General features: G+C 38.2%; 17 protein-coding genes. 12 read left to right on the top strand and 5 right to left on the bottom strand.

Annotated elements, in window-relative coordinates:
- Positions 1–31: 31 nt before the first annotated feature.
- The 4 genes from HBN50_RS06295 to thrS are packed head-to-tail and all read right to left on the bottom strand — an operon-like array spanning position 32 to position 6956.
- Complete coding sequence (locus tag HBN50_RS06295; protein WP_273868712.1) at positions 32–1099, bottom strand: C45 family autoproteolytic acyltransferase/hydolase; 1068 nt, start codon at positions 1097–1099, stop codon at positions 32–34.
- Positions 1099–4146 (bottom strand): aminotransferase class III-fold pyridoxal phosphate-dependent enzyme, encoded by a 3048-nt coding sequence (locus HBN50_RS06300; RefSeq protein ID WP_273868713.1) that lies wholly within the window; start codon positions 4144–4146, stop codon positions 1099–1101. The genes HBN50_RS06295 and HBN50_RS06300 overlap by 1 nt, the downstream gene beginning before the upstream one ends.
- Positions 4147–5145: a D-alanine--D-alanine ligase gene (locus HBN50_RS06305; RefSeq protein ID WP_273868714.1), complete on the bottom strand. Its 999-nt coding sequence runs from the start codon at positions 5143–5145 to the stop codon at positions 4147–4149. It lies immediately after the preceding gene.
- Between the two features lie 56 nt (positions 5146–5201).
- Complete coding sequence (thrS, locus tag HBN50_RS06310; RefSeq protein WP_273868715.1) at positions 5202–6956, bottom strand: threonine--tRNA ligase; 1755 nt, start codon at positions 6954–6956, stop codon at positions 5202–5204.
- Between the two features lie 201 nt (positions 6957–7157).
- On the opposite strand from thrS, the gene HBN50_RS06315 reads away from it, so the two are divergent.
- The 12 genes from HBN50_RS06315 to HBN50_RS06370 all read left to right on the top strand — a co-directional run bounded on the left by HBN50_RS06315 (position 7158) and on the right by HBN50_RS06370 (position 22621).
- Positions 7158–8423 (top strand): winged helix-turn-helix domain-containing protein, encoded by a 1266-nt coding sequence (locus HBN50_RS06315; RefSeq protein WP_273868716.1) that lies wholly within the window; start codon positions 7158–7160, stop codon positions 8421–8423.
- 30 nt (positions 8424–8453) lie between these two features.
- Complete coding sequence (locus tag HBN50_RS06320; protein ID WP_273868717.1) at positions 8454–9017, top strand: hypothetical protein; 564 nt, start codon at positions 8454–8456, stop codon at positions 9015–9017.
- Positions 9001–9471 carry a GNAT family N-acetyltransferase gene (locus HBN50_RS06325; protein ID WP_273868718.1) on the top strand — a complete coding sequence of 157 codons (471 nt, stop codon included), beginning with the start codon at positions 9001–9003 and terminating at the stop codon, positions 9469–9471. The genes HBN50_RS06320 and HBN50_RS06325 overlap by 17 nt, the downstream gene beginning before the upstream one ends.
- A 164-nt stretch (positions 9472–9635) precedes the next feature.
- Positions 9636–10151: a ribosome maturation factor RimP gene (rimP, locus tag HBN50_RS06330; RefSeq protein WP_273868719.1), complete on the top strand. Its 516-nt coding sequence runs from the start codon at positions 9636–9638 to the stop codon at positions 10149–10151.
- A 26-nt stretch (positions 10152–10177) separates the two neighbouring features.
- Complete coding sequence (gene nusA / locus HBN50_RS06335; RefSeq protein ID WP_273868720.1) at positions 10178–11584, top strand: transcription termination factor NusA; 1407 nt, start codon at positions 10178–10180, stop codon at positions 11582–11584.
- A gap of 39 nt (positions 11585–11623) precedes the next feature.
- Positions 11624–14374 (top strand): translation initiation factor IF-2, encoded by a 2751-nt coding sequence (infB, locus tag HBN50_RS06340; RefSeq protein ID WP_273868721.1) that lies wholly within the window; start codon positions 11624–11626, stop codon positions 14372–14374.
- Positions 14375–14388: 14 nt separating this feature from the next.
- Positions 14389–14772: a 30S ribosome-binding factor RbfA gene (gene rbfA, locus HBN50_RS06345; RefSeq protein WP_273868723.1), complete on the top strand. Its 384-nt coding sequence runs from the start codon at positions 14389–14391 to the stop codon at positions 14770–14772.
- Positions 14773–14776: 4 nt separating this feature from the next.
- The gene (locus HBN50_RS06350) at positions 14777–15700 is read left to right on the top strand and encodes a tRNA pseudouridine synthase B (RefSeq protein WP_273868724.1); all 924 of its coding nucleotides are present in this window, start codon (positions 14777–14779) and stop codon (positions 15698–15700) included.
- A 183-nt stretch (positions 15701–15883) separates the two neighbouring features.
- Positions 15884–16723 carry a ferredoxin gene (locus HBN50_RS06355; RefSeq protein WP_273868725.1) on the top strand — a complete coding sequence of 280 codons (840 nt, stop codon included), beginning with the start codon at positions 15884–15886 and terminating at the stop codon, positions 16721–16723.
- 284 nt (positions 16724–17007) lie between these two features.
- Entirely contained in the window at positions 17008–17829 is an 822-nt protein-coding gene (locus HBN50_RS06360) for a hypothetical protein (protein WP_273868727.1), read from the top strand.
- Between the two features lie 54 nt (positions 17830–17883).
- Positions 17884–22077, top strand: a complete 4194-nt coding sequence (locus HBN50_RS06365; RefSeq protein ID WP_273868728.1) for a zinc-dependent metalloprotease — start codon at positions 17884–17886, stop codon at positions 22075–22077.
- A gap of 130 nt (positions 22078–22207) precedes the next feature.
- Positions 22208–22621, top strand: coding sequence for a hypothetical protein (locus HBN50_RS06370; protein WP_273868729.1), 414 nt, complete (start codon positions 22208–22210; stop codon positions 22619–22621).
- A 30-nt stretch (positions 22622–22651) separates the two neighbouring features.
- On the opposite strand, the gene HBN50_RS06375 is transcribed toward HBN50_RS06370, so the two are convergent.
- Complete coding sequence (locus HBN50_RS06375) at positions 22652–23335, bottom strand: M14 family zinc carboxypeptidase (RefSeq protein WP_273868731.1); 684 nt, start codon at positions 23333–23335, stop codon at positions 22652–22654.
- Between the last annotated feature and the right edge of the window lie 9 nt (positions 23336–23344).

Here is a 23344-nt window from a genome sequence, read left to right on the forward strand (position 1 = left end):
CCTCCTTGCCCCTGGGAACAAAACAGTTCAATTAAAATTGAAGCATTAAATCCTTATAATTGGAATCAAATTCTTTACAACCACGCCAAAAGTAAGCACTTTTACTACGGTGATCATAGGCTGCACCACCGCACGTCATAGATGGGTCTTGTGCTCCACTCTCAAAATGCGAGCAGATTGCCTTAGGATATCCCTCATGGTCTCTAAAGAGTTCGATTAAATCATTAAAATTCTTTGTTTGGTTTATTTTCTTAGAGAGTAGGTCATAGCGATCATAGGTTGTTGAACTCTTTGCTGTTTCTTGCTCAAACTCTTTTACAAATTTACCAAGGCAGTGATTTGTGTGAAATGTTTTACCGTGATTGAATTCATCTGTGTGAAAGAGAAGCTCTTTTGCACTCGGAGAGATTTCCCAGTGTTCACTTTGCTTGCTATCGCTAATAAGATAATTATGTCCGCTTGTAACAGGAGCTCCCGTTAGCTTGTTTTTCATTTGCTCAAAAGCCTTTTGTTCAAGCGTGTGGCGAACAAGTAATGGCCAAATAAGGCCGGCCTTTGCATTCTTTGTATTAATATTATTAACACCAATGAAAAGACCTGATTCATTGATTCCCATCATGCCGAGACAACCAACAAGAGAGAAGAGATAGGACTTTGGTCCATGCTTACTCTCTGGTACTTCAATGACCGATATATAGTCTTTTGCACTCGAGTGCATATCCCAAGTTTGACCACTAACTACATGATCACTTGATTGGATATGAACAGTCGAACAACCTTCGTCTGGCATTTCTATATCTCTAAAGTCTGTATAGTTATTCAAAATAACGACATCAGTTAAAGAGATACTGGCACCACTTGCTATGGCCTCGAGCTCTTCGGCCAGATGAGGAGCAAATGATTTTGATATTTCAAATTGATCGTGAGCAAGTTTATCGAGAGAGTAAAGAAGTGAAGGGTTCTTTTTAAGCATAAGTTCACGTCTAATCGACGAGAGTTCCCTAATTCCCTCTCTAAAAGATTCACCGTGAGAGAGGCCCCATTCACGGTGAGATTTTCCTGCTTCATATTGAATAAAAGGTAAGGCCTGATCAGTCATTAGATATCACCTCTGTTGTATTTAGAGAGAAATCTCTTCATTTGACCGTAACTTGCAAGGACTAAGAATTGACCACTTCTATCTTGTTTAAAATATTTTGAATAAACGTAACTGAGCGGTCCATTGATGAGTCCAACTCCGTTTTCTATATGAAATTCATTAATTGAATGATCGCCAGCAATAGTTTTGATGGCCTGATCAAATTCTGCAAGTGTGTTGTCATAATCTCTTTTGTTATTTTCAATGAGTTGTTTTTCAAAAAGATAATTGTTAAAACTAAATTCATCACCATCCCATGTACTAATGACCATGAGTGGGGCATCGATAAAATAATCTTTTTTCATTGCACAAATAGCTGCTTGGCCTGAGAGATAGCACATGAGCGCATCTGGTTGGAGTTTCAGTTGATTTGCACAGAGAAATTGTTCTTTGCTATAACGATACATCGAACTCGCTGTCTCATTGAAGATAACTGGAGTTTTATACTTATTACAAAGAGTGATGATTTTCTCTAGTGTTTCACGAGAAATTTTCTTTCCATTTCTCTGTTGAATTGGCTCAAGCCAAAGGCCCATGAATCGTTCTTTTTTAAGGATAGACTCCAACTCTTTTAGAGACGCCGTTTCACTGGTCGTTGGGCAAGTCAGTTTTGTTGTATCGAAAAACTCATCACTTTCGCTTAAACTTCTCGATAGGAAACTTCCTTTTCCAAAGTAGTGGCCTTTGAACGTCAGTAGCTTGTTTGATTTTTCATTTTCTTTTTGATTGAACCAAAGAGAACGAGAAAGTTTATCAACGCATTCACTTTGACCACTGGCCGTATAGACGTGTTGAAGTTCTTTTGGAAATGATTCTGTAAGATCTTTAACGTCTTGAATAAAGCGAGAGCTAATAAAGTTTGAAAGACATACTTTGTTAACTAGGTAAGGAAGTTGGTTTTTACAAAAGTCTGTGCTTAGTTGAGAAAGTGTTAGGCGTGATTGAACACCGTTAGAAAGCTCTATAGGCTGTTCTTTCCAACTCGCTGTTCCTTTATAATAGAAAACATCTCTATATTCTTCATCATCAGGATAATCTTCATTGATGTAATCAATAACTTTTGCACCAAGAGATAAATTAATACTTAGCATTCCCTTTGCTAAGTGATCGCGGTTTCTTCCATTGATTGATTCAATACCGTTGAAAATGCTGTTTAAAACAAGAAATGATTTTAAGTCTCTCCCAATTCCTAGTCCTTGGGAATTCGGAGCTGTCGTTGTATCGAGCATATAGAGAGTATTTTCATTTGCAAATGATGGATCTCTTCTAACTCCTCTTTCATAAGGGTATAAAGAAAGTGGTCCAGCAAAAGTAATGGCCTGAAGTTTGTCATTTTTCATTAAAGCGTAGCATTGAGAGTTTTCATGATTTGCTGTTGCTTCAAATTTTTCAATTTCTGTTTGCCTTGCAGGTTCATAAACTGTTTTTTCAAGATCAATTATTTTTTCCTTAAACTCAAGGAAGTTCGCTCTATTTATCTTAACGAGCACTGATTCTGTTTTTTGTTCAATCCACTCTTTTGCTGTCCTTAGCGTATTCTCTTTATTGTTTGGAGCTAGTCTTGCTTCTAGAAATAGCTCTTGCCAAAAATAGAGATCATTTGCTCTGCTTGTAAAAGTTGGAATTTCTACAGGTGCCAGCTCTTTTTGATGAAAAACGGATTCAGCAATATTTTCCAAACAGGCAAAAAGAAAGTCTAAGTCTTCTTTTCTAAAAGAAGTATTTAAGCGAAACCTTAATGTGTTTGATCCTGCTGGGTAGAATAGTTGAGCATGATCAAAGCGCTTTTGTATAAATTGTCCTACGTGTTCTTGGTTTTTTAGATCAATGGCAAAGGCGAGTCCATGAACTCTTGGGTTTTCTACAAAGTCAGAGTATTTATTTTTAAAATTTAACAGAAGGGCATCTGTAAGATTCTCTAATTCTAATATTCTTTGATCGTTTTGAGAGATCATAAGCGCGTGAGCATGACCTCTTGCTATACTTGATACAGCAATTTCCTCATTATTTCTTTTATCAATAGGAGAGAGGACTATTCCCGATTGAGCTTTTTTTGCCAAGACGACGTAATCAGGAAAGAGCTCCTGACCCTTTGAATCTTGGAGTTCAAATTCAGTGTGCCAGAAAAACTTGCGACCTAAATGGAAACCTGTTTGAACTTCGTCAAAGATTAATGAGACTTGAAATGATTTCGCAATGAGGGCAAGCGCTTGAAAAAAGCGATTTGTAGCATAGCGATCTCCCCCTTCACATTGCATTGGCTCGATTAAGATCGCGAAAATATTTCTTTCTTTAAGTGCATCACGAATTTTTAAAAGAGACTGAATTTCGCTTTCTAAAAGGGGGTCACTATTCGTATTTTCAGGTGTTTTAAAGTTTTTCGATGCAGACATTTCCCATGATTTTAGCCACGATTGATCAGCTTTAATAAGTGTTTGACCACTTTTATCTTCAGGAAATGGCATGTAGACAGATTCATAACCTGGCCACTCAAATGGAGCACGTTTTGTTTTATTCCAAGTACTCATTAGTGAAACCATCATTCGGCCATGAAAAGATCCTTCAAAGCAAAGAACTTTTTTGGCAGATTCATTTTTCCGGTTTTTGTAAGCAAGTCCTAGTGCTGTTTCATTCGCTTCAGCTCCGGAATTACAAAAACTTGTATGGATCGTTTGCCAGTTAAGTTCTCTTTTAAATAGGCCATGAAGTGATTGTACTAGTTCTTCAAATCCTTTTGATGAACATTGGTTTGTCCATGTTTGTTCAAAGTGAGCTGGGCCAAAGAAGCTTTGAGGATTAAAACCAAGCCCAAGTGTCGCAATTTGAGACGCAGAATCCATGAAGTAGTGTGGAGTACCTTCGTTTGATTCAACACCAAAGTAAGGACCTTTAGAATTTCTCAAGTCTGCAATATAAGTTTTCTTCTCTTTTGCTACTTTATCATTTTCATAAAGCTTTGATAGTTTCTCATTGGCGTGGTTTACGTCACTTTGATTAATTGATTTCATTTAAGACCTCGCATTACTTTGAATTCTTTCACTCAAATATGTTTTAAAGGGAATGCCCATATTTTCCATCATTTTTGGAAACATTGATATAGGGGTCATTCCTGGAAAAGTATTTATTTCGTTAAGAAAAATTTCACCATCTTCTGTTAAGAAAAAATCAATACGCGACAGATCGCTAAGTTTAAGACCTGTGAAGGCCTTTCTTGCAAACTCTCGCATTTTCTCTACTTGGTTAATTGTTAAATTCTTCGCCTCTACATCAGTAGTCGTATGAGATTTCTCATCATATTTTTCTTCAAAAGAATAGAAACTAGTAGGGCATATGATTTCTCCTGGATGGGAGATGTAGAGTTTTCCATTGTGTTCAAAGGCCGCAATTTCAAGTTCTCTTGCTTTTAGTGTTTTTTCAACTAAGACGTATTGTGATAGTTCGAAGGCCTTTTTTAGGTATTGTTGTAATTGATCCTTCTTTGTCACAGGATAACAACCAACACTAGAACCCTGTGATGCCGCTTTGATAAAAGCACCTTGATGGAGATCAAAAAAATCATGGGCCTTCTGTACTGTAGCTGTCGTTAGTTCATCCAAAAAGAGAAAGGGTGTGTTTTTAATATTTAAAGCGTCAAACCAGAGTTTCGAGCTCACTTTGTTAAAGCAAAGAATATTTGCTTCTGGTGAGCAACCAAGGTAGGGAAGTCCCATTAGTTCGAAAACTGCTTGGATTTCGCCCGTTTCTCCTGGAGGTCCGTGGATGCAAGGAATCGCGTAGTGGAGTTCTACTTTTTTACTACCTTGTTTCCAGGCAATCTCTCCGGCCCTTCTTAATTCGACTTCTTTTCCTTCTCGGTCTATTCGTCTTCCATCGTGCAAGATTGTTACGTGATAGACATTGTATTGATCATTATCTTTTAAAGAATCATAAATATATTGGGAAGAAATAAGCGAGATGTCGTGCTCTGAGTGACCGCCGCCACAAAGAATGAGGATGTTTTTTTTCATGACACGGGTCCTTGTATCAAAAAAGAAAGGGGAGAGAAGACTCCCCCCTTTTTTAATTAATTTCTAAGCTTTTCTGGCATTTTCTCAGCGTTGAGTTCTTTAAATTTTGTAAAGAGCTCTTCATTCGTAAGAGTTGTTGAACCTTTCTGTCCATGCGCTCTTAAGCTTACTGATTTATTTTCCATTTCACGATCACCAATGACGATCATAAATGGTGTTTTTGACTTTTGAATCTGTCTCGTTTTGTAACCCATAGACTCATTTCTATCGTCTACTTTTACGCGAACTCCTTGGGCATTTAGTTCTTTGCAAAGGCCATTGGCGTATTCGAGGTGGATGTCGTTATTAACTGGTACAATTACTGCTTGCTCTGGTGCTAACCAGAATGGGAAAATACCGGCAACGTGTTCAATGTATACACCAAGAAATCTCTCTAGAGACCCTAGTAATGCTCTGTGAATTACAACTGGTCTTTCGTCTTCACCATCAGCGTTTGTAAAGCTTAGACCAAAGCGCTCTGGAAGTTGGAAATCAAGTTGGATCGTTCCAAGTTGAAAGTACCTTCCAATTGCATCAGATATTTCGATATCAATCTTTGGACCGTAGAAAGCACCATCACCTTCTTTAATGAAGAACTCATGACCAGAAGCTTTTAAAGCTTCTTCTAGGGCATTTTCAGCAGTATCCCAAGTTGCATCATCACCAGATTTTTTCTCTGGTCTTGTCGATAGGTTAACTTTGATATTTGTAAATCCAAAGTGTTCATAACAAACGAAGAACATTTGCATAAGATCTTTGATCTCATCTTGAATCTTATTCAGTGGAAGGAAGATGTGGGCATCATCCTGACAGAATGTACGAACTCTTGTGAGACCTGAAACGGCACCGGCTTTTTCATAGCGATGGAGGCGTCCAAAATCTGCATAACGAAGAGGAAGGTCGCGGTAGCTGTACTTGTAGTGCTTAAACATTAGCATGTGACAAGGACAGTTCATTGGCTTAACTGCATACTCTCTTTCGTCGATATTTGAAAAGTACATATTCTCTTTATAGTGTGCGTAGTGGCCAGATGTGTGCCAAAGCTCACTATCAAGAATTTGTGGTGTGATAACTTCATCATAACCAAATTTACGGTAAAGACGTCTCATAAACTCAACAAGTTCATTATAGACGAAAGCACCTTTTGGCATGAAAAATGGCGATGCTGGAGCAATTTGTGGCTCAAAGTGGAAAAGCTCTAATTCTTTTCCTAGTTTTCTATGGTCACGTTTCTTTGCTTCTTCTAAGAAGTTGAGGTGCGCTTTAAGCTGTTTCTTATCATTAAAACAAGCAGCATAAACTCTTTGTAGCATCTTATTATTTTCGTCTCCACGCCAGTATGCTCCTGCTACGCTTAGTAGCTTGAAAAACTGAGGAAGATCTGAAGTATTCTCAACGTGTGGACCGCGACAGAGGTCGATAAATTCACCTTGAGAATAGCATGAGATTTCTTCATCTTCAGCAATTGCCGAGATGAGTTCGACTTTAAGCTCTTGACCTTGATCTTTAAAGAAATCGATCGCCTCGTTTCTAGACATGACTTTTCTTTCAATCGGAAGCTTTTCTTTAATGATCTGCTTCATGGTATCTTCGATCTTTACAAGGTCTTCATCGGTGAGCTTGTAGTCCATATCTACGTCATAGTAGAATCCGTTTTCAATAACGGGACCTACACCAAATTGAACATTACTCTTTGGCCATAGTCTATTAATAGCCTGGGCCATTAAGTGGGCCGAAGAGTGCCTGATTGTATCGAGATCGAATTTTGCCATTGGTTTAATGCTCCATGTCTAAGTGGCTTAAAATACGTTTGTAATGATCTAACCACAATACCAATCACAACTTTATAAATCAACGAGTTAAGCATATTTTTTACAGACTAAAACAATAGATTTTGACTATCAGCGTGATAATGTGATACGAAGTGGCAAGCTTTTTGGGATTGAGCTTTTTTTGAGGGACAAGGAAAGAGTATGCAAGAAACCACAACAACTTTAAGCTACGACAACGCCAGTCTAGCTTTTCTCGATCAGAATGAAAATGAACTGATTCCTACAGCTTCTAACTTGAACGAACTAGAAGTGGGGAAGGCCTATTATCAAATAGCAAAGGTTTATTATGATAAGGCCGATTTAAACAATGCTGAAGAAAACTTTTTAAAGGCATTAAGTTTAGCGGTAGAGCCTAGAGATACTTATTCAATGTTTAAAATTTACGGATTTCTCATTCGTATTGCTTCTGAAAAACTAGATACGCATAACGCGAAAAAATATATCGCAAATGCAGAGATCCTCGTCGACAAGCTCGCCGAGGTTCTAGGTAGTTTAAATGCTGAATATTTCTACAACGTCGGTATTGTTAAGAATTACTCTGGAGACTTTTCTACGGCCAAAGAGAATTATGAGCTTGCTTGTAAGAAGGCCAAAGAAGAAAATGAACCGGATCTTCTTGCAAAGTGCTTATTGGCCTTGGCCCAAAACGCTTTCAACCGTCGCTCATTTTCAGAAGCACTCATTTATCTTAATCAATTAAAAGATCTTCTAGAAATTGTTAATAAGTCATACTTACGTGGAGCTATGTACAATTCATATGCAAAAGTTAGTGTTGAGCTAGGTGATCACAAAGAGGCCCTTGAAAACTTTAAGAAGGCCAACGAAGTTCTAAGTAGCAAAAATTGCTGGAACCTCCAAGGGTATGTACTTTTAGGAAAAGGGATGGCCTTTAAATTGGCCGGTGACTTCTCTCGTGCTCTAATGTTCTATGAGCTAGCTGGCGAGTGTAGTAACCCAGCTGTTTTTAGAAGATTAGATCAACTCATTAGATCAGAAGTTGAAGATGTAAATGATGCAAGTGTTGATATTTATCTCGATAAGACAAATCGTATTGTTAAAGAGAGAACTCTTGGAGTTATCGACTTTAAACACCGTTTTGTACTCTTAGAAATTCTTTTTCTCCTAGCAAAGAACTCTGGTTCTTACTATGACAAAGAGCAATTAGCTAAATCTATTTGGAAAGATGAATACAATCCACTTATCCACGATAAGTTGATCTATACGAGTGTTTCACGTCTTAGAAAACTTATTGAACCTAAAGCTGGTAATGGCGAGAAAAGAAAGTATATAATAAGAGGAAAAGATGGTTATACTTTCAACCCTCTCGTAAAAATTAGATTCCACATGGAAGCTAAGAGCTACCCTGATGCGGCCATTGCAAACGTCGACCTAGCATCACCAGTTTAAGTCTTGCTTCCTTGGTACCAAGGGGCAATATTGAAATTCACAAATATTCTATTTATCAGCTTTCTCTTGTGCCCGATAATCACTTGGGCCCAAGAGAATAGCTCTTCTTTAAAACTTGTTGGAAAAGATCGCATTGTCTTTCGAGTTGACTCAAAAACGTACTTTGTTTCAGAAATAAATCAACAATTGAGCTCGATGCAGACGTTTTCTTGCCTTAAAAAGTCCTACCTTATCAAATATTTGAGTAATTTTGGACGTTCTAAGTCTGTCAATTACGCCCCTGTTGGCCATGAAATTCACGACTTGAGAAAGCGGGAGGCAGATCTTGTTAAGACTTTAGAAGTTTTAAAAATTCAAAGCTTCATTAAGGGGCGAAGTGTTAAAGTGACCTCTCAGATATTGAAGGAACTAGGTTTGCAAAGCTGCTACCCAAAAGGCGCAGATACTATGAGCGCATTAGAAAAGGACCTTCTTTTTGTTGAAGTCTTTCTTCGTCAACGATTTAACATTAAAGAGGGAAAAAACAGAGAAGACTCTCTTTTTCGTTTTCTTGAATCAATCAGCACGAAGGTTACTTATGACCTCTTTTTCTAACGAAGTCGATATTCGAAGATTTTCAAAAGATGACTATCGCACTCATCTTAAAGAAGTCGTCGAGTTGGATGAGTGTTTTTTTGAAAGGCCTTGGAAACTTGAGAACTGGGAAACATTCTGCTCGAGTCGAGAATTCTATATTTATTGTTTGTATGATGAGAGTAAAATAATGGGCTTTTCTCTCTTTGAGATTATCAATGAAGGAGAGGCCGTCCATCTTCATAAAATCCTTTTACATCCCGTGATGAGAGGGCTTGGTAAAGGGTATCGACTATTTGAGCATGCTCGTAATGATCTTGCTGCTATGGGTCATTGTGGGTGTTATTTAGAGGTCGCTACGGATAATAAAGGGGCCATTGCACTCTATGAAAAATGTGGACTTGAAGTTGTGCGTCGAGTTGCTCGATTTTATGGAAATGGGGACGATGCCTTCATTATGATGAATTATTCCTGATATCTCTGTAAATGATTTCTAAGTAGTTGCAAAAACAATTCATTCTTGATAAAAGATTACTACATCTAAATATATTTTTTCTTTGGGTGTTGTAAAAACATTAAGCTTTTTGCTTTTTGGGTAGATCAGGCGTCTGCCCTTTTTTTTTATTTGGAAGTAAAAAAATGGTTTTAAGAGGAAACAGAACTGGCCTTGAGGCAAAGTTTTACGAACTTCTTTTAGAGGTTACAGCAGAGCTTGGATATAAGCTCTACGATCTCGATTATATCAGTGGTAGCCATACTCTACGTGTTTTCATTATGGATGAAAATACAGGGACTGCCGTATTAGATGATTGCGCTAAAGTTGACCGTGCCCTGACTCCTTACGCTGAAGAGCTGGATTGGATGCCAGAGGAATTAATGCTTGAAGTATCAAGTCCTGGGATCTTTCGTAGCTTGAACGAGTTTTGGCATTTTGAATCTGCTGTTAATGAGAATGTTATGTTCAGTATTATGGGTCGTTTAAGTGACTATACTGAAGTTGAACTTCCAAAGAGCTTAAAAGCGGCCAATAAATTTGTCGCTAAATTGCTCGCAGTTAAAGAAGATTCTGTGACTTTAGATGTAGATGGAAATGAAATTCAAATTGAATTTAAAAATATTAAAAAAGCAAATTTAGAACCGGACCTAGAAGATTAGGGACATTGGATTAAGGAAGGTTGAAGATGAACTTTTCAGAATTAGGTAGAGTAATTGAAACTCTAAGTAAAGATCGTGGTATTGAAAGATCTATTATTGTTAAGGCCATCGAGCAGGCGTTTCTTGTAACAGCAAGAAAAAAGTTTGGTATCCAAGGTGAATACGAAACGCGCTACAACGATGCTGATGATGATATTGAAATTTTCCAATATAAAAATGTTGTTGCAGAAGTAAGAGATTCAATTGTTGAGATTAATCTTGAAGCTGCTAGAGAACTCGATGAAGAAGTAGAAATTGGTGATCAATTAGGTATCAAGATTGAAAATCCAAACTTCACAAGAGTTGATGTTCAAACTGCACGTCAAATTATTTTTCAAAAAGTTCGTGATGCTGAAAGAGAAATCCTTTTCTCTGAATTTAAGCATAAAGAGAGCGAGCTAGTAACTGGTATTGCTAGAAGATATGAAAGAGGAAATATTGTTGTTGACCTTGGAAAGGCCGATGCAATCCTTGGACGTAGAGAAGTTATTCCTGGTGAAAATTTTAAGCCAGGTGACCGTATTCAAGCTTATCTCTCTGAAGTTGTAATGACGAATAGAGGGCCTGAGATCAGACTATCAAGAACATCACCAATGTTTCTTGTTAAGCTTTTCGAAATGGAAGTACCAGAAATTCAAGATGGGACAATTGAAATCAAGTCTGCTGCAAGAGAGCCAGGGCAAAGAGCTAAAATTGCCGTTGTTTCTGTTGATAAAGACATCGATCCAGTTGGTGCCTGTGTTGGTATGAAAGGTTCACGTGTTCAAAACATTGTTAACGAACTTCAAGGTGAAAAAATTGATATCGTTAAGTACAATGATGATTTAGATACTTTTGCTAGAGCAGCTCTTGCTCCATCAGAAATTTCAAACATTCAAATTGATCATGATGAACACTCTATGGATGTTGTTGTTGATGAAGACCAACTATCTCTTGCAATTGGACGTCGTGGTCAAAACGTACGTCTTGGAGCAATGTTGACTGGTTATAAGATCAACATCATCTCTAAAACTAAACTTCATGAAAAAGTTAACAAGGCCGTTGAAAACCTCGTTCAAATCGACCCTGTTAATGAAGCTACGGCTCAAGTTCTTGTTCAATCAGGAATTATGGCCATTGGTGATCTTGCAGCTCAATCAGCTGAAGAACTGGCAGGAATCCTTGAAATTAGTGAAGAGGATGCACAAAAAATTATTACAGCAACTACTGATGCTATCGAAGCTGGAAATATTCAGTTTCAATCTGATGAAGATGAAATCGTTTCTGCTTCTGCAGTTCCTGCTTATAAGGGACTTCTTGAGAGTAATGAAAGAGAAGCTTCTGAAGAAGGTGACAAGTTCTCTGAAGCTGAAAAAAGACTTCGTGAGGAATTGGCAGCTTTTAAACTTAAGTAGTAGTTGGGTTTGAGGAAATAGGAATAAACGGAGAAGCGAATGCCTAAAAAAATATTTGAACTGGCCAAAGAATTAGATATGGGAGCTCTCGATTTAGTTGAAACACTAAAAGGTGAGGGTTATTCCGTAAGAAACCACATGACTTCTTTAACTGATGAAGAAGTTGAGCAGGTCTTATCTAAGTTTCAAGCGAAAGCTGATAGTAAAAAAGAAACAAAGAAGACGACTAAGAAAAAAGTTGCCAAGAAAAAAGCAACGAAGAAAAAGGTCGTTAAAAAAGCTGCAGCTTCAAGTGATTCTTCAACTGAAGAAGAAAAAGAAGCAGCTCCTAAGACTGTAACTAGAAAAAAGAAAACAGTCGTTAGGAAGAAAACATCAGCGAGTGCAGAAGTTTCTGAGCCAAAAACTGAAGAAGAGCCTATCGTTGAAGCAGCCCCGGTTGCTGAAGTGAAGCTTGAGGCTGAAGTTGAGAAGGTTGAAGAGCCAAGTGAGGAAACTGTAGCTGTTGAAACTGAACAAGAGAGTGAAGTCGTAGAAACTTCTAGTGAAGAAGCTTCTAGCGAGGAGAAGAACCTGGCCAGTGGTGAATCTCCAGAGCAGCTTCTTAATACTCGTAAGTTCGGTCTTCGTGTTGTTTCTAAGCCTAAAGAAAAAACAGAAGAAGAGAAAAAGGCTGAAGCTAATTCAGATAAGAAAGTTGAGAAAACTCATCGTTTCACTCCTGTTTCTACTCCTGAAGAATCATCAAGTGACGAAGATGCAAAGAAAGATACGGCCAAGAAAAGAATTGGTGGTCTTGCATCGATGGTTTCTGGAAAGAAAACATCGATTTCTAAAGCACAAGTTCTAACTGAGACAAAGGCAGAGGAAGAGTTAAAGTCTTATGCTGCTCTTAGTGGAACTGGTCGTCCAATTTATACTCAAGTTAAGCGTAAAAAATCATATTCTGGTCCGAGTAAGTCAACTGAGATTACAGAGGTTAAAGAGTCTAAGCGTGTTGTAAAGCTTCATAAAGGAGCGACTGTAGAGCAACTAGCGAAAAAGCTTTCTGTTAAACTTAAGGATATGATCGATGCTTGTCTTGATATCAACTTACTCGTTAAGAACGGTGACTATGTTGGTATTAAATTAGCAACTCAAATTGCTGATCTATACAACTACAGAGTTGAAGACGTTTCTTTTGATGAAGATAAAGTTATTGGTAAAGAAAAGAAGTCTGATAGCAGTCTACCTCTTCGTGATCCTATCATTACAATTATGGGACACGTTGATCATGGTAAGACGACACTTCTCGATTATATCCGTAATGCAAAAGTTGCTTCAGGTGAAGCTGGTGGTATCACTCAGCACATTGGGGCTTATTCTGTAGACGTTGGCGGTAAGAGGCTTACTTTCCTCGATACTCCTGGTCACGCGGCTTTCGCTTCTATGAGACAGCGTGGTGCTGATGTAACGGATATTGTTGTTCTTGTTGTTGCTGCAGATGATGGTGTGATGCCTCAGACGAAAGAATCTGTTAAGTATTGTGAACAAGCTGGTGTTCCAGTTATTGTTGCTGTTAACAAGATGGATAAAGAACAAGCAAACCCAGATCGCGTTAAAACTGAGCTTTCTGAGTTAAATATTACTCCTGAAGAATGGGGTGGGGACACTCAATTTTGTCCAATCTCAGCTCTTAAAGGTGATGGTGTAGATGAGCTACTCGAGAGTATTGCTCTTCTTGCTGAAGTTTCTGAACTTCGTGCAGATCCTAAAGGACAGGCCGAAGGTGTTGTTATCGAGTCAAAAGTTGAGCAGGGACGTGGTCCAGTTGCAACTGTTCTCGTTCAGTCAGGAACACTAAGTAAAGGTGACTCTATCGTTGTTGGTGAAACTTTTGGCCGCGCTAGAAGTCTAACTGATAGCTTTGGAAAAGATCTTAAATCAGCTGGACCTTCTGTTCCAGTCCAGATCTTAGGTCTTCAGGACGCTCCTTCTCCAGGTGATACTCTTAACGTTGTTAAAAACGAAAGAGAAGCTAAGAAAATTGCTGGTAACCGTGAGCTAGAAAGAAAGAAGCTTGAACAAGCTCCTAAGAAGCAGAAGATGTCACTTGAGGACTTCTTCGCTGCAGCTTCTGCTAGTGAACAAGAAACAAAAGAACTTAATGTTATCGTTAGAACTGATGTTCAGGGATCTTTTGAAGCGATTAAGCAAGCTCTTGAGCCACTTTCAAATAAAGAGGTTTCTGTAAGAGTCATTGCTGGTGGTGTTGGTCCAATTACTGATAGTGACGTTACACTTGCTGATTCAGCAAATGCCTTTATCTTTGGTTTCAACATGAGACCATTAACAAGTGCAAGAAAGCTGGCTGAGCAACAAGGTGTTGATGTTAAAACTTATTCAATTATCTATGAGTTAATCAATGATGTAACGCTTGCCATTGAAGGACTTCTTGATCCAGACTTCGTTGAGGAATATCTTGGTCGTGCTGAAGTACGTGATACATTCTCTGTACCAAAAGCTGGTACAATTGCTGGTTCTTACGTTGTTGACGGTAAGATCTTGGCAGGATGTTCTGTTAGACTTCTTAGAAATGGTAAAATTATTTTTGACGGTAAGATGTCATCACTTAAGAGATTTAAAGATGATGTTAAAGAAGTTAAAGATGGTTACGAGTGTGGTGTTGCTCTTGAAGGGTTTAACGATATCAAGATCAACGATACATTTGAAGCTTATATGATGGTTGAGAAAAAGAGAACTTTAGAAGATGTTGCTCGTGAAGAAAAAGAAGCGCAGGCCAATCTTTAGTTTTAGGTAAAACCATGGCGAAGAAGAATTTTAAAAAAGAAAAATATACTGAGAAGCTCGTTCACGAATTGAACGGGTTTCTTAGAAGAGAGGCCAATGATTCACGTCTGACTTTTGTTAGTATTACAAAAGTTGAGCTGACTGTGGATTATACTATGGCCAAGGTCTACTGGGACACTTTCGATGCAAATAAGCGTGGAGATGCCAAGAAGGCCATTGAAGGTTTAGGTCCTAGACTTAGATCTCACCTTGCTAAGACTTTAAAAGTTAGGCAAGTTCCTGAGTTGAAGTTTTTCTATGATTCTCAGTATGTTGATGAGCGCTATATCACAGACATACTTGAGTCGGAAGCTCAGGAGGGACGCCTCGCCTCTGATGAAGAGGACGGCGAAGAGTAAAATTATGGCAAAGAAAAATAGAGGCCCAGAGTATGGGCCTTTTCTTTTTAATGTTTATAAACCTGTTGGCGTAACATCATTCGATGTCATTCGCGCCTTTAAATACAATCTTCCTAAAGGTTTTGGTAAAATAGGACATTTTGGAACTCTCGATCCTTTTGCTGAAGGTGTACTCATGGTGGCAACTGGTCCGGCCACGAGACTGACTGATCGTGTTCACGAAATGACAAAAACCTATATTGCCAAGGGTGTCCTTGGTATTCATTCTCCCACGGGGGATCTGACGGCCAAGGAAGATGAGCTCATTAAAAGCGATTGTACTTTTTTAAAAGAGAAAACGCTGGGTGACTTTAAAAGTACTCTTGAAAGTAAGTTTCAAGGGGATTATATGCAAGTGCCGCCTCATTTTTCTGCGACTAAGCACGAGGGGAAGGCCTTGCATGAGTGGGCCAGACAAGGTGTTTTGATAGAAAAAGAAGCAGTAAAGCGTTTTATCCACAATATCGAAATCATTGAATTTGATTATCCCCACGTGATCTTTAGGGCCACAGTAAGTAGCGGGACCTATATTCGAACTCTTTTTGAAGATATGGCCAAAGAATTTGCAACGACTGGTGCTCTTAAAGAATTGTGCCGAGAAAAGATTGGACCTATTTCCATGGCCAATTCTATTCACACTGATAACTGGCCAAAAAGAGGTGAGTGTACAGTAGATGATCTTCTCTCCATTAGAACAACTTTTGAAGAGCTTTTTGATCTTCCAAAGTGTGAAATCCCTGAGGGAAAAAGGGACCTTCTTTTTAATGGGGCCGATGTTCATTGTGATTACTTAGATGGAGAGTATTTGGTTGTTGATCAAGGGGTTGTAATTGCCTTAGCGGATGTAAAAAAGACAAGACTGAAGTTTAAAGTTCGCTTATTTATCTAAGAGTCGAGGAGCGCTCACAGTGGGAAAGCCCTGTGTTATTGGCCTTTGCGTCTAAAAAAAATTACAAATATCTGAACTAAACACTCGAAATAATTTAGACGAAACGTTTGAACATAGTGTATGATTAGCTATAACAAAATTTTAAAATGATCTCGTTTGAGAAGAGAAAATAAGGAGTTGTGTGTGAATACGACAATGATTGCCATGGGAGTTGCTGTTCTAGCCGGTGTAGGGCTTGTTGTTACTCTAGGTGTCTTATCGTTACTATCAGGTGGTCTTCACTTTTTATTTGCAAGGCCAAGAGTTGAAATTTTAAAGTCTGAAAAGGGTGAAACTGGATTCGCTTTTGGCTTTAAGTGGAATGCTGCTCGCGAGCCTGCTAAGTTTAATAGAATTAAACTCCGTCTATTCAACCCATTTGGAAGTCCAACTCAGGTTGAAAAGACAGTAGAATTCTCTCCAAAAAGTACTAATTTTGCAGAAGACTTTGATATGGCCGAAGCCATGAAGCAAATTCTTGAGTGCGATCGTTTAGATGACGCTCTTTTAGAGATTGAAGTGATGGCATCTAAAGAAGGTGTAACTCACTACTTCAGCATGAAAGTTAGAAAATTCCTTGAAAAAGTAAAATCAGCGACTCAAACAGCTGCTGAGTTTAATGAAGCGAATAAAGTAGATAACTCTAAGCCAGTTTATACGATTCCATCGCGTTCATTTATTGCTGATCCGCTTCCAGCATCTAATAAAGCATTGAAAATTGCTACAAACCCTGAGTTTGCCGGTCAATTTCAATCAGCAGATGCTTCAGCTGCACCTCAAGAAAACTTTGCTGTTTCTAAGGTGTGGATTGAAGATGGTTGTATTGTTTGTAATGCTTGTGAAGGTATTTTTCCTGAAGTATTTGAAGTTACTGATGATACTTGTCTTATTAGAGATGGAGCTCCTCTTGATGATGGTCTGAAGATTCTAGAGGCCGCCGAAGCTTGCCCAACTGAAGTAATTAAGTTTAACAAAGTTGGTTAATTAATTTCTGTACATACCGTCTAAAACTTAGGCGATTCTAATGAGGGAGAACAGTGTTCTCCCTTTTTTTATCACGTGTTTTGTGAAGGAAAAGTGGCCTGTTTTGGCCGTAAATCTTTCACAATATCAGATTTTTCCACTTTCTCTATTGTAATAATAATAGGTTGGCCAATGGCCGGTTGTTACCTATGAATATCCGTACTCTGCCTCTCGTTTGTGGCATCGTGATTGCAATATATTTAACAATCAATTTAATGGAACCTTTGTGAAAAGGATGTAGAGCTTTGAAAAAACTAATACTTACTATTGCACCGATGACTTTATTAGCGATGGCCAATGCGCAATCTAATAATACAGTTGTTAATAAGTTAGACACTGTTAAAGAGAAAGTCTCGCTTTCGGCTTCGTCTTCTCTTGAGTCGTCACTTGAAAAGGGTGCGGGAAATTCATTTCAAAATACAACAAGTCTTTCAGGTAAGTACAAGCTTGATGGTGGTTATGTTCTTTCTACGGGTGTTGCCTTTGATAAGGACTTTAATAACGATAGAGAATTAACGGTTAGAGACTCATCTCTTTCTGTTTCTAAGTCTATCGGTGCAAGCCAGACATTCATTTATAGGTCTTTGAAAGCATCTCTTACGCTTCCGATTTCAAAGAGATCACGTAAGGATACAGATCTTATTACGGCCCTTAGTTTAGGTGCTACGTATGGATTGTCACTTGATAAGTATATGAGTGGAGTCTCTCTTTATCTTATGCCGAGTATTACAAAATATGCTCACCAGTATGAGACTGCGAGATATTCTCTAACATCTAACTCTAGTCACCGTGCACTTACTAGAGTGCTCGTGAGCTATGACTTCGCTAAGAGATTCAATCTTAGCATGGACAATATTTATTACAGAACTTGGACGTATAGAGGAAATTCAACAGACGTATTTGTTTTGGATCAGTCTCTTTCATATCAAGTTTCAAAAGAGTTATCAGCGAGTCTTGGACATTCTCTTGGAGGGAATGCGCTCGATTTCGATGGTAAATCAAGTGCCGTAAGGCTCTTTGATGAAAATGAATCAACGGTTTATACCAACTTAACTTACAGATATTAGATTTGAATTACAGTTACAGAATTTGAGCGGAACCAGAAAACGAAGGAATACTAAATGTCGAAAAAGAAACTACTAAATTTAGGATTAATCGCTACAGCTCTACTTGTTGCAAGTTGTGCAGAAGAGAGAAAAGAAGAATTTGCCCAAGGTCAGGGTGAAGAGCTTCTTAGCATCTCAGATTACAATGGTAAGACCTTTGATCTTAAAACAAAAGAAGTGATTAGCGGAGACAGTGAGAACTTTTCTGCAACCAGAGAAGTGAAAGTTGATGGTCTTGATGCTGTTAATAATCTCCTTCCTGTTGATTACGTAACAAATGCGCCTCTATTTCAAGGGTTTGCATTTCGTGGGCTTCCAAATCATGATTATAAACTTCAGTATGAAGTGAAAGATAAGTATCTTGTTATTAATAAGATTGCTAAGAAAGAGGCGATACCTTTTGATGAGCTGACATATGCTGTTGAAATGGAAAACGGTCTTTATAAAGTTCCACTTATTGGATACCCAATTCAACTAACGAAAGTTGAGAAAATTAAAAATAGCTACGGCGAAGAAACTCACCAACTAAGAGAAAATGGTGAGAAGATGGTTATTGGTTCTACTCACTTTAAAATTAACCACCTTGGTCAAGTTCAGTACTTTGGCGCCAAAGAGAAGAAAGATATTTTTCCTTCGCATTTCTTCGATGGAGAGTGGTTTTACGCTGCAACAATCGTTTCTGCTTCAACAAAGAATGCAACATCAATTGGACGTGACCTTTCAATTGATGCTGAAGCAAATGGTGTTTCAAGAATTCGTTTTAATAGATACAAAGATACAATTAAGGCCATTAACCTTAACCAAGATAAAATCATTGATACAACTGATGATATCAATAATAAGACGGCCTTCAATATCCCTGTAAGCTGGGTTGATTACAAAAAGAACACAAGAAATGGTGTTGATCTTTTTGAAGAAGTTCTTCTTGATGATTCAAATAATGAGGCTCCTGAATGGGCCGAGAGAAGATTTGCTAAAATCGATTTCTCGAAATTCGTTTATAAAATGGTTAAAGGTTGGGAATTCGATGCAACAGTAAATAGCTGGGTTCCTAAAGTTGAAGACCTAACTGATGGTATTCTTCAAAAGCTTGAAGTCACAAATGACTTCATCTCTTGGACACTATGGTATGAAGAAGAAGAAATTCGTATTAAGTATGCACTTAGAAGAGCACACAAACCAATTGCTGGTCGTGTCTATAAAAAATCTGATGTTACGAAGTTTGGTTTCTTTCAAACAACAAAACACATGATTCTTAACCACAGAATCGAAAGGGATAAAGACCTTGAGAAACTTAAGTTTCTAAACCGTTTTGATCCTAACAAGAAAGAAATTCGTTATTTCTTCTCTACAAATACGTCACAAGATATGAGAGCTGTTGGACGTGAAGGAATTCGTGTTTGGAACGAGACTTTCAAAAAGGCCGGTTCTGATATTGAAATCGTACTTGATGAGTCTAAAGATGTTGAGATTGGTGATATTCGTTACAACATTTTAAATATTGTCGATACAAAAGATGGTTCAGGTCTTTTAGGTTATGGTCCTTCGATTTCAGATACTGAATCTGGAGAGATTATTTCGGCAACGAATAATATCTATGCGAACCCATTTAGAGAGTCACAGATCTCAAATATTCGTAACTATATGAGACGTGAGCTTGGTCTTCACGCTCCAGCTATTGAAGGGCTAAAGATTACTTCAAAGCTGTCTAATAGACTGACAAGCAATATCGCCGGAGCTGCTGGATCAAGTGCTTTTGGAGCAATTGATAATAGTATCAAAAATACAACGGCCTATAAGCTACATCAGTCGTACCTAAGTACACTTGCTAAGAGTGAAGATGCTGAGAAGGAATCAGTTAAATCTTATATCAATACTCTTGATAAAGTGATTGGTACAGGAGATCTACACAAGTTAGAAGAAACTGATCACGCTCATGATCACAATCACGATATTGTAAATATGAGCTATATCAACAATCCAAGTTCTACTTCAATGGGTGATTTTATCAATCACGGATCGAAGTGTGCTTTCAACGTTGTTGATAACAACTCTTATGAGAGAATCCAAAAAGAATGTCCTGAAGTAGATGCTTATGTTGCAGATGTTAAGGCCAATGGTGGAACTCTTGAAAGTAGCGAAAGAGAATTAGAACTCGTAAGAAACTGTGCTGAAAAGTTAATCTTTGATGATGTTCTTGCGACATTTGTACATGAGCTTGGGCACAACCTAGGACTACGTCACAACTTTGCAGCTTCAAATGATGCTAAAAACTATACTTATAAAGACGGTAAGCCAGTAGCTCTAACGGCTTCAACAATGGACTACCTCACTCGCAACGTTGAAGAGCTTCCAGCTCCTGGTGCTTATGATGTTGCTGCAATTAAGTTTGGTTATGTTGAAAAAGTTGAAACTGAAGATGGTAGAGAAATTGCTCTTAACGGGAAATCGATTGAACAAGCAATGAAAGATGCTGGAGTTTCAAGAAAAGAATATAACTACTGTACAGATGAGCACGTTGATCTAACGAGCCCACTATGTAAGAGATGGGACCACGGTTCTAATCCAGAGGAAATTGTAGAATACCTTATTGAAGACTTTAAATCATTTGTTGCTCTCTATGGGCACAAGTATGACAGAATCTTCTCTCCTGATATGTATAGACTTGCTAGTAAGTTCTACAGAACGACAAGTGAGTTAAAAGGTCTACATGATCATTGGAGAAAGATCGTTGCTCAGGCCCTAGGGAAAAAGAAGCAATATCTTCAAGGAATTAATGCTAATCAAATGAAGCAAGTTATTGCAGTACTTGATAATGATAATACAGAGCTTGGAAGACAGCATAGACTTTACTACCCAGCTGTTGAAAAATCATTTAACTTCCTTCTTGAGCTTGCCAATCAAGCACAGAGAGTTTGTTATGTTAAGCCTGTTGGTAATAGTGTTGAATCAGTTCAGGCCCTTGATTTTGAAACAATTAAAGAGCAAGTTTGGGGTCTTACTGGACAGAATATTTATGACTGTTCAGATGCAGTTGGACTACTTGGAAATGCTGAGATCGTTGGTGCTGATGGTTATTTCATGAACGATGTTAGACTTGATAATAATGCAGGAAACCCTGATGATTACTTTAGAAATTCGACAGCTGGTATGAGCTTTGTAAAAAGACTTGCAGCTATTAGTCTATCTGATAGAGCGCCAAGACTTATTGCTCATTACAATGAAGGATTCTATCCGAACTACCTTGATAACCCACTGTGGAGAAGTCAAGTTCTAGCTTCGGTACAAGATAGAATTGTAAACGGAGTAAGTGTAGCGAACCTAACAGAATCAAAAATGTTGAAAAGTGCAAATGTATCTCACGTGCCACTCTTTTCAACGCAAAAAGAGAATATGATTGTTAGTTTACTAAGTTACCAAAATGGACAACGTGTTCCAGGTGACCTTGAAGAGACAAGACAGAGAACAGGTGCTTATTCAGTATACTCTGTTGATGACCCAAGCTTAATTCCTCAGGGGTATGTTTCAGCTGCAATTAGCAATTACTACTTCTTTGCTAATCCAAGCGCTCCTTCGGGACAGCTGATTACTCTAAGAAATGAGCTTGTTGAAATGAAGACTCTTGCAAAAATTAGTGGGGTCAAGCAATTCTTACCACAGATTTCGAATTTCCTTACTCAGGCAGGTTACTACAACCTCACTGAGAAAGACCTTGTTGGTACAACACAAGAAGTTCAGCAAGTTGAAGCTCAAGCTGAGGAAGTTGTTCAAGGTGAAGAAGTTTCATCAGAAGAAATTGTTGAAGCGCTTGAAGTTAAAAACGAAGTTGTAAGCAATGCTCTGACTGTTGAGCAGTACCTTGAAAAAATTAACAAGAATGAGGCGATTTTACAGCAAATTATTCAGATCGTTTACCAGAATACGCAGATGAATATTACTCCTCTTGTTCAAAAGGCAGCAGGGCTTCAGTCGAATATTAAGACAGTTCTTGAAAAGGCCGTGAATGAAGGTAATGGTGCGATGAAAGTTAGCGAATTTCTAACTTTACTTGCTCCGGCCGAACAAATCGCTGGTCTTAAGCAAGCACTTTTTCAAGACCTGACTCAAGCGATGGATCAAGCTCTTAATGCGACTAGGGCCTATAGCTCTAATCCGGATGAAAAAGATGCTCAGATCGATGCACTATCAAAAGTTATTATGAGTTTATAAAAAATGGGAAAGGGAGCAGTTTTGCTCCCTTTTTTATTTCCTTGAAATCATAAAAGTCCCCTCATATCTTCACAATCTTTTCTCATTCTTTTGTACTTTTCTATCAGACTATGATTGATAGGAGGTATCTATGCCAACTGTATTAAAAGGTCATTTTCCAAAGAGAAAGGACGATGATGAAACCTTCTTTTCTGAAATCTTGGAGAGTATGCAAAAAGATGAGGATCGATTTACAACGAGGCGATTTCAAAATGATATTGATGATTATCTAACTTGTATTCACCTAAAGAAATTGAATGTTCAATATATTTTTGTTTTCTATGGAGCGTACTTTCTCTCATTGTTCTACAATGCATGGAGTTCGAATCCTGATAGTTTTGGACTTGGGGAGTTTATAGGGGTTTGCTCTTCAGTGGCCCTTATATGGTTAGCTTGGAAGGTCACTTTCCCTTTTTTGAAGTATGAGGATCAGATCATCGATTATTTAAATTACAAAAGTCGAGGCAAAAAAGAAGAGAGAAACGAACATAAAATCGCTTCTTAGAAAAAAGGGAGACCTAGAGTCTCCCTTTTTTTATGCAAATAATTTAGATACGAGTTCACTCTTGAAGTAGGCCTTGAGACCTTCTTCGTTTTCTTCCCAGATTTCTTTTAGTGTTTTTTCTTCACTGAGAACTGGAAATTCAAAAGTTAGCACTGGGCTACTATATTTCTCTGGGGCGTAGTTTCCTAGTGATCCAGGAGTTGGGTAACCAACATCACCTTCAGCAGGATATCCATTGTATTGCTCAAGGTATTCGGCGACATCTTTGCAGTCTCCATTGTAGTTGAGCATAGGTTTCCATGAGTGGAGAGTTAGAATTTGTACTGGTGTGAATTTTGAAAATAATTTATCGAGATAAACGTTTTCAGGTTCACTCATTGGAGCCGAGCCTGGATGATATTTGGCCGCTCTAATCTCTGGACACCAGTTATCAGTAGCAAGGTTTCTATTAAGATCTACACCATGGGCATTCGTTCTTGTTCCTTGGCGGTAACCATCAACATTTAAAATTGGGATTACGATTAATGGCAGGTCACCAAGATCTTCTTCTTTTAGCCATTCGAAGAGTTGATTAAGAACATAAACTCCCTCAACCTCATCTCCGTGAACTCCGGCCATTAAGTAGAGCCATTTGTTGCTTTTTGTGTCTGTTTTAAAGGCCTGTATTTCATCACCTTCAACACTAGATCCAGACTTAAGACTTATAAAATTCATATAAAAACC

It is taken from the genome of Halobacteriovorax sp. GB3 (assembly GCF_028649655.1).
Classification (GTDB): Bacteria; Bdellovibrionota; Bacteriovoracia; order Bacteriovoracales; family Bacteriovoracaceae; genus BSW11-IV.

Coding starts and splice junctions, on each gene's coding strand:
- HBN50_RS06305 (WP_273868714.1), bottom strand. CDS start 5,145: ATGAAAAAAAACATCCTCATTCTTTGTGGCGGCGGTCACTCAGAGCAC.
- infB (WP_273868721.1), top strand. CDS start 11,624: ATGCCTAAAAAAATATTTGAACTGGCCAAAGAATTAGATATGGGAGCT.
- HBN50_RS06375 (WP_273868731.1), bottom strand. CDS start 23,335: ATGAATTTTATAAGTCTTAAGTCTGGATCTAGTGTTGAAGGTGATGAA.
- rimP (WP_273868719.1), top strand. CDS start 9,636: ATGGTTTTAAGAGGAAACAGAACTGGCCTTGAGGCAAAGTTTTACGAA.
- HBN50_RS06300 (WP_273868713.1), bottom strand. CDS start 4,146: ATGAAATCAATTAATCAAAGTGACGTAAACCACGCCAATGAGAAACTA.
- thrS (WP_273868715.1), bottom strand. CDS start 6,956: ATGGCAAAATTCGATCTCGATACAATCAGGCACTCTTCGGCCCACTTA.
- HBN50_RS06370 (WP_273868729.1), top strand. CDS start 22,208: ATGCCAACTGTATTAAAAGGTCATTTTCCAAAGAGAAAGGACGATGAT.
- HBN50_RS06325 (WP_273868718.1), top strand. CDS start 9,001: ATGACCTCTTTTTCTAACGAAGTCGATATTCGAAGATTTTCAAAAGAT.
- HBN50_RS06365 (WP_273868728.1), top strand. CDS start 17,884: ATGTCGAAAAAGAAACTACTAAATTTAGGATTAATCGCTACAGCTCTA.
- HBN50_RS06295 (WP_273868712.1), bottom strand. CDS start 1,099: ATGACTGATCAGGCCTTACCTTTTATTCAATATGAAGCAGGAAAATCT.
- rbfA (WP_273868723.1), top strand. CDS start 14,389: ATGGCGAAGAAGAATTTTAAAAAAGAAAAATATACTGAGAAGCTCGTT.
- HBN50_RS06350 (WP_273868724.1), top strand. CDS start 14,777: ATGGCAAAGAAAAATAGAGGCCCAGAGTATGGGCCTTTTCTTTTTAAT.
- HBN50_RS06315 (WP_273868716.1), top strand. CDS start 7,158: ATGCAAGAAACCACAACAACTTTAAGCTACGACAACGCCAGTCTAGCT.
- nusA (WP_273868720.1), top strand. CDS start 10,178: ATGAACTTTTCAGAATTAGGTAGAGTAATTGAAACTCTAAGTAAAGAT.